This window comes from Jatrophihabitans sp. (genome assembly GCA_036389035.1).
GTDB lineage: Bacteria > Actinomycetota > Actinomycetes > Mycobacteriales > Jatrophihabitantaceae > Jatrophihabitans_A.
In genome coordinates, this window is record DASVQQ010000011.1 from 430331 (window position 1) to 447400 (window position 17070).

Annotated in this window: 16 protein-coding genes; 9 read left to right on the forward strand and 7 right to left on the reverse strand. The window is 63.5% G+C overall.

Translation table 11 applies throughout. From position 1 onward, the window contains the following. Positions 1–6: 6 nt before the first annotated feature. The 4 genes from VF557_09825 to VF557_09840 form a co-directional block, all read right to left on the reverse strand. Positions 7–1956 (reverse strand): carbamoyltransferase C-terminal domain-containing protein, encoded by a 1950-nt coding sequence (locus VF557_09825; protein ID HEX8080493.1) that lies wholly within the window; start codon positions 1954–1956, stop codon positions 7–9. Positions 1957–2055: 99 nt separating this feature from the next. Then, on the reverse strand, positions 2056–2820 hold the full coding sequence (locus tag VF557_09830) for a class I SAM-dependent methyltransferase (protein ID HEX8080494.1): 765 nt from the start codon (positions 2818–2820) through the stop codon (positions 2056–2058). Positions 2821–3019: 199 nt separating this feature from the next. Continuing rightward, positions 3020–4039, reverse strand: coding sequence for a hypothetical protein (locus VF557_09835; GenBank protein ID HEX8080495.1), 1020 nt, complete (start codon positions 4037–4039; stop codon positions 3020–3022). 31 nt (positions 4040–4070) lie between these two features. Continuing rightward, entirely contained in the window at positions 4071–4964 is an 894-nt protein-coding gene (locus tag VF557_09840) for a phytanoyl-CoA dioxygenase family protein (GenBank protein HEX8080496.1), read from the reverse strand. A 566-nt stretch (positions 4965–5530) separates the two neighbouring features. On the opposite strand from VF557_09840, the gene VF557_09845 reads away from it, so the two are divergent. From VF557_09845 to VF557_09855, 3 genes are read left to right on the forward strand one after another with little or no spacing between them, the layout of a single operon-like run. Continuing rightward, positions 5531–6295, forward strand: coding sequence for a sugar phosphate isomerase/epimerase (locus VF557_09845; protein ID HEX8080497.1), 765 nt, complete (start codon positions 5531–5533; stop codon positions 6293–6295). Continuing rightward, on the forward strand, positions 6295–7251 hold the full coding sequence (locus VF557_09850) for a Gfo/Idh/MocA family oxidoreductase (GenBank protein HEX8080498.1): 957 nt from the start codon (positions 6295–6297) through the stop codon (positions 7249–7251). The genes VF557_09845 and VF557_09850 overlap by 1 nt, the downstream gene beginning before the upstream one ends. A gap of 28 nt (positions 7252–7279) precedes the next feature. Next, positions 7280–8275: a Gfo/Idh/MocA family oxidoreductase gene (locus VF557_09855; GenBank protein ID HEX8080499.1), complete on the forward strand. Its 996-nt coding sequence runs from the start codon at positions 7280–7282 to the stop codon at positions 8273–8275. 37 nt (positions 8276–8312) lie between these two features. Here the strand turns inward: VF557_09855 and erm are convergent, their stop codons facing one another. After that, positions 8313–9116, reverse strand: a complete 804-nt coding sequence (gene erm, locus VF557_09860) for an ErmE/ErmH/ErmO/ErmR family 23S rRNA (adenine(2058)-N(6))-methyltransferase (protein HEX8080500.1) — start codon at positions 9114–9116, stop codon at positions 8313–8315. 558 nt (positions 9117–9674) lie between these two features. Between erm and VF557_09865 the strand changes: the two genes are divergently transcribed. From VF557_09865 to VF557_09890, 6 genes are all read left to right on the forward strand, one after another. Further along, complete coding sequence (locus VF557_09865; GenBank protein ID HEX8080501.1) at positions 9675–10997, forward strand: extracellular solute-binding protein; 1323 nt, start codon at positions 9675–9677, stop codon at positions 10995–10997. Positions 10998–11103: 106 nt separating this feature from the next. After that, positions 11104–12069 carry a sugar ABC transporter permease gene (locus tag VF557_09870; GenBank protein HEX8080502.1) on the forward strand — a complete coding sequence of 322 codons (966 nt, stop codon included), beginning with the start codon at positions 11104–11106 and terminating at the stop codon, positions 12067–12069. Positions 12070–12073: 4 nt separating this feature from the next. Beyond that, positions 12074–12919 carry a carbohydrate ABC transporter permease gene (locus tag VF557_09875; protein ID HEX8080503.1) on the forward strand — a complete coding sequence of 282 codons (846 nt, stop codon included), beginning with the start codon at positions 12074–12076 and terminating at the stop codon, positions 12917–12919. 204 nt (positions 12920–13123) lie between these two features. Beyond that, positions 13124–14533: a DUF4038 domain-containing protein gene (locus VF557_09880; protein HEX8080504.1), complete on the forward strand. Its 1410-nt coding sequence runs from the start codon at positions 13124–13126 to the stop codon at positions 14531–14533. Between the two features lie 148 nt (positions 14534–14681). Further along, positions 14682–15266: a glycoside hydrolase family 15 protein gene (locus VF557_09885; protein ID HEX8080505.1), complete on the forward strand. Its 585-nt coding sequence runs from the start codon at positions 14682–14684 to the stop codon at positions 15264–15266. Further along, on the forward strand, positions 15221–15766 hold the full coding sequence (locus VF557_09890; protein HEX8080506.1) for a hypothetical protein: 546 nt from the start codon (positions 15221–15223) through the stop codon (positions 15764–15766). Before VF557_09885 ends, VF557_09890 begins: the two co-directional genes overlap by 46 nt. Before the next feature lie 150 nt (positions 15767–15916). Here the strand turns inward: VF557_09890 and VF557_09895 are convergent, their stop codons facing one another. Next, entirely contained in the window at positions 15917–16240 is a 324-nt protein-coding gene (locus tag VF557_09895) for a LuxR C-terminal-related transcriptional regulator (protein HEX8080507.1), read from the reverse strand. Beyond that, on the reverse strand, positions 16233–16835 hold the full coding sequence (locus tag VF557_09900; protein ID HEX8080508.1) for a helix-turn-helix domain-containing protein: 603 nt from the start codon (positions 16833–16835) through the stop codon (positions 16233–16235). The genes VF557_09895 and VF557_09900 overlap by 8 nt, the downstream gene beginning before the upstream one ends. Positions 16836–17070 lie beyond the last annotated feature (235 nt).

Here is a 17070-nt window from a genome sequence, read left to right on the forward strand (position 1 = left end):
GACAGATCAGCCGTTCTGAGCTGGGCGTGCGAGGTACACCAGGCCACGCTGCTGCAAGTCGGCAACGACACGCAGAACATCTTCGGTCGTGCGCCCGGGCCGCGCCGCGGCCAGGTCCGAGATGCTCCGCTGAGCGTCCATCTCGGACAGCACAGCGTATTCGTCGGCCGAAATCGGGGTCTTGTGCCCTGTCCTCTTCTGGCAGTAATACCGCGGGCTTGCCGCGGCGCCCGCTTCGGTGTCGGTGACCGCCCAGATCGACAGGCCCCTACCGAGGCTGGGAACAAGTCGCTCCGGACTGTCGGCGGTGCCCACGATGGATTTGGTGATCCGGAAGCCACCCAGATACAGGACATCCAGATTGCAACTGAGGAAGCATTCGATGGCGTCGTCCGGCGTCTCGATGACCGGTTCTCCGCGGATGTTGAACGAGGTATTGAGCACCAGGGGCATCCCGGTCAGCGCGAAGAACCGCTCGATCAGCCGACGGTAATCGCCCACGTGGTCGCGGTCGACAGTCTGGATGCGGCAGGTGCCGTCCACGTGACAGACGCTGGCGATGGTGCTGGCCTGCGACTGGCGCACCTGTACGACGGTCATCATGAACGGGTCGTCGTCGGGCGCCTCGAAGTAGTCCTCGACGTGCTCGGTGAGCACCGACGCGGCATAAGGGCGGAAGGGCTCACGAAACTTCACCAGCGCATTCAGGCGGTCTCGCATCTCGGGTGGACGTGGATCGCAGAGGATGCTGCGGTGGCCGAGCGCGCGCGGGCCGAACTCGCTGCCCCCTTCGAACCAGCCGATGAATTTGCCGTCGATGATGTCTCGAGCGGCTTCTTCGGCGACGTCTACCACCAGTTGAGCGTCGACGAACGCGCAGCGACTGTCGACTGCCCGTTGTAGCTCTTCTGTCGAGTACGAGTGCCCGTGGTAGTTGTCGTAGGACTTCACCCGTGCGCGTTGGCCAGTGGTCTGCTGGTGTCCGTAGAAGGCGGCGCCAATCGCCACCCCGGAGTCACCGGATGCCGGCGTCACGAAGAGGCGGCGGAACGGAGTCTGCTGCAGGATCATTCCGTTGGTCACGCTGTTGAGCCCCACCCCGCCGCTCAAGCCCAGCTCGTCGGCGCCGGTCAGGTCATGGAGTTCCTGACATAGGTGCAGCACCGCTCGCTCGAGTTCAACCTGGACCTTGGCGGCCATATCTCGGCAGATGGCATCGAGGTGGGCCGGCTCGGAGGACCGAGGCGGCACCTTGGTGATCCAATCCGTATCGATGAGAAGCCCGTCGGGGGTGTACTCGATGATCGGGTCGGGAAACCTGGATGCGTCGCCGTAGGGCGCCAGTCCCATCGTCTTACCCGCGTGCATCATGTGCCCGAAGATGTATTCAGAAGCCACCGAGTACATGTGCCCCAGGCTCGGAAACCGCAGAAACGGGTCGCTGGATGACCACAAGCCCCAGCGTTTGCGCACCAGCCTCAGCTCATCGTCGTCACCCACCACGTACATGGACTCCGATTCTTCCATCTCGGAGAAGGGAGGTGGAGCTCCGAGCAGCGGACTCTGCCGCCGCTCGTACTCACCGTAGTTGTAGCCGGCGCCATCCAGGATCAGCACCGCCGGGCGGTCGAGGTCGGAGGCCAGCCAGGCGTAGTAGGCGTGCAGCATATGGTGCGACGGGTTGACGATGAGGTCTCCGTTGAACCCGGCCTGACGGACCAGCAGGCCTGTGTCATCCTTGACGTACTCGTTGATGACGACCGTGTCGACGGCGGTCAGACCGGCAAGGCCGGCCGATCGCAGACAATAGTCGACGGCGCGATGTGGATAGCCCTCATAATGCTTGGTACGGGCTAGCCGTTCCTCGGGAACGGCCACGGCGATCTCGCCATTGATGAGCAGGCAGGCGGCGGCGTCGTGCGCCGAATTGATACCGAGAACGATCGTCCTGGACACTGTGAACTCCTCGAACGTTACTGACTCGGCGCTGAGTATGGATGGCTGGACAGCTGACGGACCGCCGGACCGGGGCCATGGCTGCGGAAAGGTCTTGGCTCAGCTGCCGAATTCCGCGTGGAAGCGTTCTCCCTTCTTCCTGACGACCTCGAGGGCGGAAGGGTCAGTGGCGAACGCCGCGATCACCCGTGCTAGTGCTGGAGATGGCTCGTTGGTGAGAAACCCGATGCCCGACGGTGTGGCGTGGAGCATCGTGCCCTGCCAGCCGGATTCCTCGACGATGGTGTCGAATCCCGACTGCAGTCCGGTGTACTGGACGTCATGGAACAAGACCATCGCGGTCGGCGTCAGGAATGGACGGAGCGCGCGGTACTCGGCGACGATCTGTTGACTGGTGTGGTAACCGTCGACAAAGGCCAGATCTATCCGCCCATCGAGCCGCTCCTCGACGGTGGCGGGGATGTCCTCCGGTGACGTTCCTCTGACGGGATAGACGTGGTGGAGGTTGAGTCGCTCAGCAAGGCGTGCGGTTAGTTCAAGGCCCTCAAGGGAGTATCGGTCCGCAGCCGAGTCGAGCCCGACCACTCGCGCTTGTGGCTGCGCGATCGCAAGCGCGAGTGTGCTCCAACCAAACGAGTTGCCGATCACCAGGATCGACTCCGCCGGTTGGACTACGGCGAGGCACTCGAGCAGGTAAATTTCCGGCAGCGAGATTCCTAGTCCGTCCGCCACTTCGACGCCGTCGCGGACCAGCCACGTGAACGGGACGCTGTGCAGATTGTGAAAAGCGGTGGGGTTGAGGCCGGTGGAAACCGCGAAGCCTTCCGCAGCATAGGCGGCCACCAAATCTACGAAAACAAGCATATCCTGAGCGTAATCAATGGTTGACTTCAAACCTAGCGTCGGCGCCGGAAAACTAAAGGGCCTGTGCTGCACACTCCAAGGACGCCGGGCCGCGGAAGGCCGTCCTTCGCACACGCGGCGAAACTCCCCGCGCCACGAAGGCCAGCACGGCCGCGTCCGGGGATCGTCGTGCCCTGACCGGTCACGGTCGCAAGCCGCATCAGTGCGCTCGCGGTCGCGAGTCGAGCCACTGCCGAACCTTGCCCAACTCGGTAGCCAGGTCGGCGGCGGTGTCGAGGGAATTCTCGGTCTCGCGCACGTTCACCCCGCCCATCGCGTTCAGTGAATAGCACTGGCGCACGGACCTGAATGAATAGGGATAGCGCGTGTTCGGGTACAAAACGTACTGCGGAAGCTCCGGAGCCGAGAAGGTGATCATGTCGGATAAACCGCTCCGGGCGGAAACCGCGCGCTCGCACATGCTCGCCAGGGCCACGACCTCCGCGAGCGGGAGGTGCCCCACGGGAACAACCGTCCCCGCACCCGCCTCCGGCCGGCCGGCCCCGGATGGCCATACAGGGCCGTTCCAGAACACGTGCCAGCCATCTCCGGCCAGGCTCGCGGCCAGGTCGAGGAAGAAGCGTTCCCCAGCAGCGCCGAACTTCAAGGTGAAAGCGCTGGGAGCGATGAAGATGGCGGGGCGACCGTCAGGCTGCCACCAATTCGCAAAGACCTTTTCGGCTGCCCCGGCCGGAATGGTCAGCCTGGGTCGCAGGCGTAGACCGGGCGGCGTACGGCACAACTTGTGCTGGAGTTCGAGCGACTGGTGCCTGGACCATAGGGCGTCACACCAGGCTCCCGGCTGGCACAGGAAGAGCGCGTCCATGTCCGGTGTCAACGTCTTCGCGACAGCCAGCTGATCGTGATAGGAGAGCGCCCACGGCGGCTTGTCGGTGCAGTCGTTGAGCACTGCCACTGAGTCGTAGTCAGGGTTGAACGCAGCTGCCGGCCGGTACTTCTGGTCGGTGACCAGAGTGATCTCGGCCTCCAACCCGCCGGCACGGATCGCCCTGGTGACCCCAGAGTTGATGGCGACGTCCCCGAGGGAGTCCGGGATGACAAGCGTGATTCTCTCTGGCTTGCCTCGGCGGAAGACGTGAACGGATCTGGTGATTCCAGTCGCGTACTTGAAGTATTGGAAATAGCGTTTCGCCAGGCCGGGAGTGTGCGGCAGACGCACGCTGACCTCCTAGGTGATCCTGCCCGCGGACCTACTCGATCCCCAGCCACGATCGATCCGCGTTGGGATAGCGGAGGATGTACGCTTGCTTGATCTCCTCGGTCCAGTAGCGGTGACCCTGGGCGGGGAAGCCGAGCATGTCGAGCTGCCGCCTGCTCGCGTTTTCGACGAAGGATATCCACTCCGCGTCTTCTGTGAGAATCCCCCGGCCCGGACCGGCTACCCAGTTCGCCTCAGCGCGCCGGAAGAACGACAGGAGCATGTACCGGGACGCGCCGTCCCTTTTCAGGTCGGTCGCGCGATGGAAGGTGTCGATGTCGAAGGCGATCACGGTTCCCCTCGGCCCGACTCCGGGAATCTCTGCCTCATAAAATTCCGGGTGAGCGTCACGGGGGGCAAGATGGGGGTGCATCGGAACGTTTTCGGCAAGCTTGTTATCCACGAACATCGGCGGACCGTTGCCCTCGTCCACGTCGGACAGGAGGATGAAATATTGAACGTGGGCAAACTCGGGATCCTGCGACGCGATGACAGGCGTGTGTCCGCGATAATCGCGATGGTGATCCTGGTCGTAGGAAGCGCCGGCATACTTCACCCACACGTGCCCGTTATACATGCGGATGTCCGGGCTGCCCAAGAGGATCTCGGAGAGCTCAATCAGCTTCGGATGCAATGCGAGCAGGCTGAGTTCGGTGCTTGGATAGGGCCAGTCAACAAGACCTGCACGATAGTTCTTGCGGTGGGATTCTTGAAATTCGGCCGATCCGTTAACGAATGCGTCTGGCGTTGGCAGCGTCTCGTATAACGTGCTTAGGGCGGGAGCCAGCTCCTCTTCGGTAAAGAATCCGGGGAGTATGGAGTAACCCAGCGTCGGGTACTCTGCAACCGCTTTTGCGATGAGAGATGAATGACCCTCATTGCTCATACTTAGAGCCTCCCTCATTCTTTCGAGCCGTCGACTTCGGCGAATCGGCTGGGGGTATTATTCACGAGGCTACATTCAGGCAATAAAGAGAGTATCAGACTTCTCTGCACCTGAAAAGGTTGGGGGTGATATACATTAGCGACATGGCGGCGGCGTCGGCGCATCGGAGAATGTCTCGCTGGCGGGACAGCTCGTAGTGGTCGAATGGCCACTGGACTCCCTTTCAGGTCCGGGTCTCAGGCTGCCCGGAACGGCCACCGAAGTCGAGGCACAGGAAGCGGCGTCAGGTGGTCGATGGGTCGATGAGTGGCAAGGGGCGGCCCTCCACTAGGCGACTGAACGGAGCCCCAGCCCGGGGACCCGGATCGCGCACTTCGGCCGTGACGATTGACCAGCGGTCCTCCGGCCCTTAGTGTCGCTTTAAGAGAAGCGGAAAGCACGCACTATTGACGCAATGAAATGGACTCTGCTTTGATTCGGAGATCGCATCATCGCATTATCCGGAAAAGATAGGGCGGAATCGTATGCAGGCTTCCTGTTCCACCATCGGATTCGGGATGCTGACGATGGAGGCAGCCCTCAGTCACATCGCGGCGCTCGGATTTATCGACGTCGAAATAGGTGTGCTCGGTGATTTTTGCCCGCACCTGGACCCACAGGCGCCAGTAAATGAAACTGTCGCCCACTGCGTCGAGGCCTTTGACCGGCATGGGCTGCGCCCAGTAGCGTTGAACACGGCTCCCCGGATTTATTGCGATGATCCGCGTGACCGAGACGAATTGTTGACAGTTGCCCATCGCCTGCTGCAATTGACCGCCGGACTGCACTGCGACCTCATTCTGGACGTCGGCGAGCGGGAGGAGGGCACCGATGCCGGACTGCGCCGGGCCGCCGACGTGGCACGTGAGGTCTTCCGCAGGGGACGTGAGCAATATGGCGTCACGGTCAGCGTCGAGGCGCCGCATCGCGGGATGAACGCGCAGACCATCCCCGAGACGCTGCGGCTGCTCGACCTCGCCGGTGAGGACGCGCTCGGCATCACCTACGACACAAGCCACGCGACGTGCGGAGGGGTGCCCGCGGAGGAGGGGCTGCGTCTGATCGGCGATCGGATCACTCGGGTGCAGGCCCGTGATCACCGTGGCAACGACGTTCACTTCACCCCCGGCGACGGCGAGTACGACTGGCCCGCACTGGCCCGTTTCCTCACACTGAATCCCCGGCCGGTCTGCCTTGAGCTTGAGTTCGACGGGCGACTCACCGCCAACCAAGTCGCGGACGAGGTAGGCAGGGGACGTGAGTTCCTCGGCCGGCTGACGAGCGCTTCGTGATGCGAATCGGGGTGATCGGCTGTGGACGGCATGCAACGTCGGTGCTGCATCCCGCTCTCGTCCACCTCGGCTTCGACCTCGCCGCCATCTGTGCGCGGCGGTTGTCCTCCGCGCAAGCCGCGGCTGCCAAGTTCGGCGGGGGTGTGGCCTATGACGATCCGGCCGAGATGATCCGCCGCGAGAACCTGGAAGCAGTGGTCGCCTGTGTTCCGCCGCAGGTCTACGGAAGGGTGATCCGTCAGTGTGTCGAAGCGCGACTGCCAGTCTTCGCGGAGAAGCCAGGCGCCGGCGGGACGGTCGAGGCGAGCGAGTTGGCCGCGTTCAGCGCAGATGCCGGCGTCCCGGTGATGGTGGGTTATATGAAGCGGTTCGCCCCTGCGTACAGGCGAGCCCGCGCAGCCATGGCGGACCCCCTGTTCGGAGCTCCCTCGCTGGCCACGTTCACGTTCGTCATGGGAGACATGGGAATCGACTTCGATAGCTATCTGGTCGACAATCCAGTTCATCACCTCGATCTGGCAAGGTACCTCCTCGGCGAGCTGTACGACCTCCACGTGACGAGGGGACGCAGCAATGGTGGCCGCCATGCGCTGACGGTCGCCGCCCGCACGGACTCGGGCGCCGTGGTCAGCCTGCAGCTCGGCAGCACCGGGAGCTGGCAGCAGCACAATGAGTCGGTGGAAGTATTCGGGGCGGGCAGTTCAGTCCTGATTGACAACATGGACACCTGCGTCCTGCGGCCGCTGGAAGGCCCCGAGCAACGCTGGTCACCTAATTACACGATCCCGCACGAGGCGAACTCGACGTTCACCACAATGGGATTCGGTCCGGAGCTGACGCATTTCCGCGATGTCGTCCGTGGTGCGGAGAAATGCGAATCCGATATCGCCAGCGCGGCTCGAACGCTGGCCCTCATCGAAGAGATCAGAGCCCAGCTCGGCCGCAACGGCGGTTAGACCAATCAGCTGCAGTGGAGATACTCACATGCCCGCACGAGTGAAGCTTGGCCTAGTGGGCTGCGGCAGTCACGCCTGGATGGCGATCCTGCCGGCTCTCCGGTTCGCTCCCATCGATCTCGTCGCCGTCTGCGACGTGGATCGGGAACGAGCCGAGCGAGTCGCCCGCGCTTACGGCGCATCTGCCTACTACTCCCGTCACCAGGACCTGCTCGCCGGGGAAGACGTCGACGTGGTCGCGGTCGTCGGGCCGCCCGCCCTTCACCACTCGGTGGGACTGGACGTGCTGGCCGCAGGACGTCACCTGTTCGTCGAGAAACCTCCGGCGCCAACCTATCGGGAGGCCTGTGAGCTCGCCGAGGCAGCCAACGGTCGTCACGTCATGGTCGGTTTCCAGAAGCGGTACGCCCGCGCCTACCAACTCGCCATGCAAGCCACGGCGAGCAACGAGTTCGGCCGGCCGTCGATGCTCCGTCTGAATTATTCCCACGTCCGCACGGCGCCGCTGCTCGAGCAGCTCGCCTTCATGAGCATCCACGCGCTGGATCTAGCCCGCTTCTTCATGGGCGACGTCGTCGCCGGCATGGTCCACATCTCCGAGCGGGGCGGGCAGCATGTCATCGCTCTCACCCTAGAACACTCCGCGGGTTCGGTCTCGATGCTCAGCCTCTCGGCCTTAGAGCCGCGCCTTCAGGAGACTCTCGAGCTCGCCGGAGAGTCGACCTTGCTCCGGGTGCAGGACCTCGCCGAACTCACGGTCGAACGGGCGGCGCCGAATTGGACGGACGCCGACGGGACCACTCCCGCCATGATGTCGTCATGGCGACCTGACTTCACCATCCCCACCGATTACAACAACAGCCTGATCCTGCAGGGATACGCCGGTGAGATGATCGAGTTGGCGGACGCCGTCCTGAGCCGCCGCCCGGTCATGGGCAACATCGATGACGCGGTTCAGGCGATGCGTCTGGTAGACGCATTAGCACGCGCGCCGGTCGGCTTTTCCAGGCTCGACCTCGGCTGATTCAGCGTGTCCACAGCCGGGGTGCGCGAGATGTGGATCAGCCTCTGGCGTTCAGTGCTTCGAAGATGTCGAGCCATTCGGACGGATGCACGAACGCGACCACGCGGTCCCGCTCCACGCCTGCGGCGGCAAAGGCCCTCGAGACCCTGGCCGTCGGGAACCGGGTCGACAGCGAGGCGTGCAAGCTGCCGCCCACGCCGGTGAAGCCGAGCTCGACCATGCGCTCGTAGGCGCGATAGCGGGAGGAGGGGATGAGCGGACGCGCCCGTTGGATGAGCTGAAGGACGCCGGCGTCGACCCGCGGTACCGGGCGGAACTCGGTGCGCGAGATGCGGCCGCGAAGCTCCCATGAAAAGAACGGCCACGTGCGTACCGTCAGCAGGCTCCAGCGACCGAAGTCTCCGGTCCGCTTCCGCGCGTACTCGAGCTGGGTGATGAAGGTGGCACTGTCGAGTGCTACAGCGTTCAAGCACCAGTCGATGACCGGGGCGGTAATCGAGAACGGCACATTGCCGATGACTTGAAATGTCTCATCCGGCGGGCGGGCGGAGAGGAAGTCCCCCGCGACGACGTGGATGTTGCCGTGGTGGGAAAGCCGCTTTTCCAGTTTGGCCACGAAGGCAGCGTCGAGCTCATAGACCTTCAGTTCACGGCACCTGGCAGCGGCAGCCTCGCTGATGATGCCTTCACCGCCACCGACTTCCAGCACCAGACCACGCGGGTTCAGATCCGACAGGTCGACGAACCAGCCGGCGACCTCTTTCCCTCGCAGGAAGTTCTGTGATAACTCACGCCGTCTGGTGTCCCGTGCTCGGCGAGGCCTCACGCCTTTGTCTGTCACGTCGTCAACCTCCTCTCGGGCGCGGCTTCCTGGAAAGTCAGGCCAAGTGGAGGTAGCACGGACGTCCAGTGGCGGCGAAAGTCCAGTCTAACTTGGCCGCATCGCTCGGATTCCAGGCCCGGCTACGCCCCGGTCGAGGCATGAGGTAGCGGTCGACAGCTTCGGAAAGCGGAGCGCATTTCGAGCGCGACCTGCCAGCAGCCATACCAACCCAGCTCGACCGGGCCACCGGCGCCTGCCCGGATCGGTCCGTACGAGGGCGGGGTGAAGTCAGGGGTTGCGCTGGCCACGGAGCTGAAGAAGACCCCGAGGGTGCCCGGGTCAACGGTCTGAAGGAAGAGCATCTTCTTCCGCGAGCGTGGTGAGGTAGCGCTACCTGAGGACCTTCCGACCCCCGGTTGCCTACCTCACAACTTGTGAGGAGACTTTCGAAGAGCGGACGTCGGAGGAGGGACTTGGATGAGGAAGAGCCGTGGGTGTCGTCGTACGTATGCGCTCATCCAGCGCGTACGGCGCTGGCCGAGAGCACGGGCTGCGCTGCCTGGCAACAGGACCCGGGTGGCGGCCTTGGCGAGCGTAGGGGTGCTCACAATGCTCGTCAGCGTCGGCTGTGGATCGAATGACGGCGGATCCAGTAGCGGAGGGAAGAAGGGGAGCGCCCAGACGGCGACGATAAAGGTGGTCACCTGGTCATGGCCGTTCCTTCCCATTGCGGTTGAGCAGTTCGAGAAGGCACACCCCGGCGTCAAGATCGAGGTCCAGGCGTCAGTGACGGGACAGCAGTACTTCGACAACCTCGCGCGCACGCTGCCGGTCAGCGGAGCTGACATCTCGGTCCTGCAAGCGATACCCGGACCGTTCAAGTCCATGCAGGAGGCCGGCCAACTCGAGAATCTGAACAGCGTCTGGGAGGACGAAGGTCTTGCTGACGCGTACCCGCCAGCGGTTGTCGAGAGCTATACGGCCCCGAACGGCAATCACTATGCGATCAATGTTGACACCTTCTTCTCGCCCATAATCTGGTACAACAAAGACGCTCTGGCCAAAGCAGGTATCCAGCCGCCCGCCGAGCGAATCGGCTCGCAGGAAGAACTCCTGAGCATGGGCAAGGCCCTCCAGGAGGCGGGATACGTTCCGATCGCGCTGGAGTCCGACAACAACGGGGCGTCATGGGCCTTCTCGGTCGCTCTGCAGAGTTCCTGTGGCGACGAGGGATTCGCCAATCTGACGACGAGTTGGGACCCCGAGGTGGCCATCACGACCTCGTGGACGGATGCCTGCGTTATCAACGCGCTCGACACCGTTTCGCTGTACGCCAAGAACGGTCTTTACGGGCCGCACTTCGCCACACAGAAGCAGGCGCAAGCTCGAACGCTCTTCATGGAGGGCAAGGCTGGGATGCTGGTGAGCGGGTCGTACTTCGACACCCTCTTCCCTGACCCGGAGTCCGACTACCACGTCAAATTCCCGTACGGCTGGACGCTTTACCCGCCCGTGCCAGGCGGTGCGCCGACCAAGATCCATGTGTTCGCACTCGATGCGCTCGGCGTGAACGCTCGGTCCAAGAACAAGGAGTTGGCGAAGGAGTTCTTGGCCTTAATCGCCAGCAAGGAGTTCAACTCCCAGCCCGAGGTGCAGGCGGGGCTCCCTGGTATTCAGCCCCGCTCTGACGTGGACTTCGCCCCCGATACGGCTCCGGCGAGGACTGAGATCACGAAGGCCGCCACGGGCAGCATCGGCGCTGTCCAAAACCTCACCGCCTCGGTGCCGTGGCAGTCTTCGATCAACTCAGAGGTGCTCAACATGCTTGCCGGCCAAACCGACGCGGACGCCGTGGCACAGAGGTTCGCCAAACTCAACGACAAGGCGCGTGCCCGATAGGCGACGGACCTGAGCCGGCACGCCCGCGAAGGGGTGGGCCGACTCACGTCGTTCTATTGCCGTGCGACGCGGTCGGGCGCGGTCGTCAAGCAGGAAGAAGGGCAAGGTGGACAGCGCCGTGCCGGTGTCGACCGGATCGCGTGCCCCAGCGCGTTCGCGCCTGCGCCGGTATCGGGCAGGTCGAGACCCGCGGAGCCGGCCGCACTTCTCAGAGATTGCCAGATGGGGGTTGTTCATCCTGCCCGCGTTGGCTCTTACCGGCTTCTTCATTCTCTATCCAGCTCTTGGGTCGCTCCGGTACTCGCTCCTTGACTGGGCGGGGTACGGACCAGAACGCTACGTCGGCGTCGACAACTTCACGGAGCTCGCCTCCGACCCACTCGCCTGGGACGCCGTACTGCACTCCAGCCTGTTTGCGCTGGTGACCACTGTGGTCGAGGTGACCGTCGGGACCGCGATCGCGCTCGCACTCGATCGCAAGGTTTTCGGGCACAAGACGTTCAAGCTGCTCATCTTCTTGCCTTGGATCCTGCCGACTGCGTTCGTCGCGCTTTCATGGGCAAATGGATACGATCCGTACTTTGGCTGGGTTGTCGCAATCACTGATTTGTTCGGGATGGAACATGCCTGGCTCAATGACTCACATGCAGTTCTTTTCGCGGTTGCCATCGCGCCGATCCTGCAGAGCACTGGCTTTGTCATGATCGTGGTGATGGGCGCGCTAGGAGACGTCTCGTCAGAGATTCACGAAGCCGCCACGCTCGATGGTGTCTCTGAGCCGCAACGAGCCCGCCACGTCAGTCTGCCGCTGGTGCGTGACGCCGTCGCGACCATGGCATTGCTCCAGTTCCTCTGGGGGTTCACGAACTTCGACTACGTATACATCATGACCAGCGGCGGTCCAGGGACGGCGTCTGAGGTGACTAGCACGTTCGTGTACTCACAGGCGTTCGAGAACGCGAGGTTCGGCTATGCCTGCGCCGCGGCGGTGGTGACCACCGTTCTCATGGGGGCGTTCGCGATGTTCTACACAACGCTGATCCGGCCGCGCGGCATCAGTAAGGCGGGATAGCGACGTGCTTGTGAAGCTGACGCTCAAGCGGGTAGGCGGGCTCGCCGTCGTGGCGGCTCTGACGCTCTGGACTCTCGCTGCGCTACTCCCCATCGTCTCCGCCGTCCTGGCCTCGGTGAAGACAACGGATGCGATCACCGCCTCGCCGCTTGGCATTCCGGCGAATCCGACGTTCGACAACTTCACTCGGGCGTGGAACGGGCCCCTGTACGGCGTGCCGCTGTGGAAGACGATGATCAACAGCGCGATCGCGGTGAGCGTTGGCGTTGGCGTTGGCGTCTCGGTCGGCACCGTCGCCGGCTATGCGCTGGCAAGGAACCCACGCACGCTGTCGTGGTTGAACCGCTACTTTGTCCTGCTGCTAACGGTGCCGCAGATCGTCATCTGGGTGCCGCTCTTCAGCCTGGCCAGCGACTTGAACGTCCTGAGCAGCCCGGCCGCTCTCGGGTTGGTCTACGCCGCGCTGGTCATCCCGCTGTCCACCGTGCTGATGCGCACCTACTTCGCGAGCTTTCCGCTCGATCTTATCGAGGCGGCGAAGGTAGACGGAGCGTCGGAGACCTATGCCCTTGCCCGCATCGTGATACCGATGTCCAAGGGCACGATCGGCCTCGTAGCGCTGTTGCAGGCGATCATGCTCTGGAACGAACTCGCCTTGGCGGTCATCCTGCTGTTGGAACCCGACAGTCAGACGATCCCTCTTGGCCTGACCCAGTTTCGGAGCCAGTTCGAGGTAGAGCTGGGCCCGCAGTTTGCTGGACTGGTACTTGCGATCGTTCCCATGATCATGCTCTATCTTATTGCCAACCGACGCATCATCTCGGGGATGCGGTTGGGCTCTCTCAGATGATTAACCGAGAAAGTGTCTCGGCAATCCAGCCGTCACGGGCCGCGCCGGCAAGCGCATCGACGACGCTCGTGAACGCCGCTAAGGGCGTGTACAACGTGGTTGCGGTACGGGTTCCGTGGTTGCCGCGGCGTCGAACATAACGTTGCGCTGTCACACAATCCCTTACTTCTAACTCCATCGGGATTTGCAGAGAGGAAGTGGCTTGTGTCGAGGCTTTCGCCGATTCGTGTCGCACCCGGAGGGCGTTACTTTGAGACTTTCGATGGCGAGCCGTTTTTATTTCTAGGCCCCAATGACGCCGTAAGCTGGCCCAGCTTGAACGGCTTATACCGGCGGAAGGGCATCGCGGGCGTTGAAGCATATTTGCAGGACATGGCGGAGAATGGCGTTAACATTCTCCGCGTCATGCTGGAGTATGCGCACGTCAATACGCGCTTCTTCGAACGTCCCGTCGGGAGGTTCAATCCTCCCATGGTGCGCCTTTGGGACGACCTGTTCGAGCGCTGCGAACGCTTTGGCCTGCGAGTGCTCTTAGCGCCCTGGGACAATTACTGGATGGCTACGCGCTGGCACCATCATCCCTACAACGTGGCCAATGGCGGACCGGCACAGTCATTGCAAGCCTTCTTCACCGAAGAGGCGACGATTGCCGCAACCATTCGCCGCTTGCAGTTCGTGGCGGAACGCTGGGGCGGTTGCGGCGCGTTCGCCGCGTGGGATTTGTTCAATGAAATTCACCCTAATTATGGCGGCACGCCAAAGCAACAGGGCGCTGTGATCGCGCGGATTTCGGATGCAGTGCGCGAAGTTGAGATGCGTTGCTGGGGCTATACGCGCCCGCAGACGGTTTCTATTTTTGGCCCTGAACCCAAAGGGGACTACGAACAGTTGGTTTTTCGCCATCCAAATCTCGACTTCGCCTCGACCCATATTTACCACCGGCGCGGCATTGATCGTCCCACCAACACGGTGGTGCCAGCGCTTACTATGGCTCAGTACGTCCGCTACGGATTACAGAGAACCCCGTCGGATCGGCCGTTCACCGACACAGAGCATGGTCCGATCAACCTCTTCAATAACTTAAATAGAATGATGACCGAAAAGTTCGACGACGAGTACGAGCGCCACATGATGTGGGCGCATCTGGCAAGCGGTGGAGCAGGCTGCGGCATGCGCTGGCCGGCGCGCAGACCTCATGTGCTCACAGCAGGAACGCGCCGCTCTATCGGCGCCATGGCAGGGTTCATCAAGCACGTGGAATGGCTCCGCTTCGCCCAGCAGGACGCCGTAGCCGACATCCAGGTCGCAACGCAGAGCATCGAGGTGTTCGCGTGCCGCGACGATCAACAAGCCATCGTTTGGCTCTTGCGGGGAGTGCCGAAGAGACATCACGGCACCCTACCCCCACGAGAGCCCCTGCATGATGTAGGAGTCACGATACGAGGCCTGTTGCCGGGTCACTACTCAGTTATGCAATGGGACACACGCAAAGGGGTCTGCATAGGCCGTATGCACGTGAGATCAGACCGCACTCGAAGGTTACGCTTCGCACTGCCGAGCTTGGGCAATGACATGGCACTGGCTGTACGACGTGCGGCGGCGCAGGGCGCGTAACCAGTGCTCATGCAGCCCAGCAATTCCGGGCATCGTAAAGTCAGCACCGGATATCAAATCAGAGGGAATCGGTTAAGCGTCGATTCGGGCCGGAGCTGGCCGCGGCCCGCCACACCCCTTGGCGGCTGCTCGTGAGAGATTGTTCTTCATGACCCGCCTCAGCGTCAGCAGCAGCGTCCAACTGCTCGCCTCGGCACAGACATCGACCGGGGCCATCCCCGCCAGCACTGTTCACGACGTCTACCAGTACGGCTGGCTGCGCGACGGGTCATGGTGTGCCTACGCACTGGACCGGGCCGGGCGCCGCGACGCCGCCTCGGCCTGGCACCACTGGGTCGCCCAAACGGTGCTGGCCCACGAGCATCGTGTCGATCAGGCGATCGCCGCTGTCCGGGAGGGCAGGGTCACAGGACTGGTCATGATGCCGGCCCGGTTCACCCTGGACGGCCAGGAGGAGATCGCCGGCGAGGAGGAATGGCCCAACTACCAGACCGACTGCTACGGGTTCTGGCTGTGGGCCGTCGCCGACCACATCCGGCGAGGTGGCGTGCTCGACGACCAACTGGAAGCCGCGATGAGACTGACCATCCGTTACCTGCTCGCCGCCGGCGACCAACCCTGCTATGACTGCTGGGAGGAACATCCGGCAACCGCCACACCTCCTCGCTGGCCGCGGTCGCGGCCGGCTTGCGTGACGCGGGAACGCTGCTCGACGATGCCGCCGCCACGGTGATGACTGGCGCCCTGGTCGAGCGCATCACCGGACCTGAACACACCCTGGCCGGCAGTTTCGTTCGCTACCCCGGGGACACCCGCATCGACGGGTCACTGCTCTGGATCGGCGTTCCCTTCGGCCTGGTGGACACCACCTCCGGTCTCTACCGCACCACGGTGCAGCGGGTGCGGGAAGAGTTGCTTGTGCCGGGCGGAGGGGTGCGCCGCTATCTGGGCGACACGTTCTACGGCGGCAGCGAATGGATATTGCTCGCCGCCTCGCTAGGCTGGTCGTGCTTGGCGCTCGGCGACCACGGACTCGCCGAGCGGATGCTGGCTTGGATCGAATCGCGAGCCAACAGCGACGGTTACCTGCCCGAACAGGTCGCCGACCACGTCCAGTCACCCCACATGCTCGCCTACTGGCGGTCGAGATGGGGCGCGACCGCCAGCCCGCTGCTCTGGTCCCACGCCATGCACGTCGTCCTCGCAGACGAACTCGCCGGCCCCTCGACCTGACCCCTAGCGCCAAGTCGGGCACTCGGGATTCGGCTCACCACCGACGGGTTGAGCGAGTAGGTGTCCTCATGTTGTCCTCTCAGTGGGTGCGCCAGCGCACAGAACGGCGGCGGGCCAATTAGACCCGCCGCCGTTCAATTGGGATCGTGCTCAGCGCCACCAGGGGGTGCGGCAGGCCGTGCAGAGCGGCCTAGGCCGTTGTAGAACCTCGCCGCCGAGCATGGCAGCCGGGGTGTACTCCTCGCGCGACAGCTCATGGAACAGCAGCGTTAGCCCCTGCTGCGAGTCCACCCGCAGCTTCCGGAACGCCATGGACAGGTGGTTCCGGACGGTGGACTGGCTGAGGAACAACTGGCGGGCGATGTCCGGTACCCGGTGACCGGTCAGCAGCAGCCGGACCACCTGGGCTTCCCGGTCGGAGAGCACGCACCGGTTGTCCAGGTGCACCTGGCCGGGTTCCTCCCGATCAGGCATCGGCGTGCTTGACCTGCCGGGCCGGTCGCCACCCCTCCTCCACGTCGGCGGTGCGCCAGGTACGCCGCGAGGTTGCGGAGCATGGTCGCGTGGATGGTGCACCGGAACGGTTGCCCGCCGTCGTCGGCCGGCTCGAACTCCACCGCCAGCCGCGTCTGGTCCGCGGTGTGCCCGAGCTGCCCGAACCGGAACGGGCGGACAAGGTAGGCCGAGAAGTAGCCCGGCCGCCCGTCGTCGTTTTGTGCGGCTGCGCGGTGACGAACCCGCGCCGCGACAGCACCCGCCAGATCGTCGCGGTCGACGGCGCGGACCCGGTCCGCTGACGCAGATGCCAGCCGATCGTCTCAGCTCCGGCGTCATGCCCTGCCCCGGCCAGCTCCTTGCGCAGGGCCACGATCGCGTCCTCGACAGCGTCGGCAGTTCGTCGCGGACTGCTGTGCGGGCGGCGGGAGCGCGGCTCGAACGCGGCCTCGCCCTCGGTCCGGTAGCGCCGCACCAGCGTCTGCACCCACTGCCTGGACACACCGTAATCACGGGCCACCTCGCTCTTGGACCGGCCCTCCACCACCACGGCCATGATTACTACCCGCGCCATCGACATCGCCTGCCACCCCCACCGTCAGGGTGTAAACGATGACGCGAGACACCTGCCAACTATGTCCTGAACTCAGACACCTGGCGGCGCACAATATTGAATTTTTTCACATTGCGTTTCGGCTCTAGCGGCCGCTGGTATATCGACGCAAAAGATATCCCTCGATCTCGTGCAGGCTTGCCTGGTCGCGCTAAAGCCCAGCAACACAGAAGCGCGCCCCACCTCACCGATACGT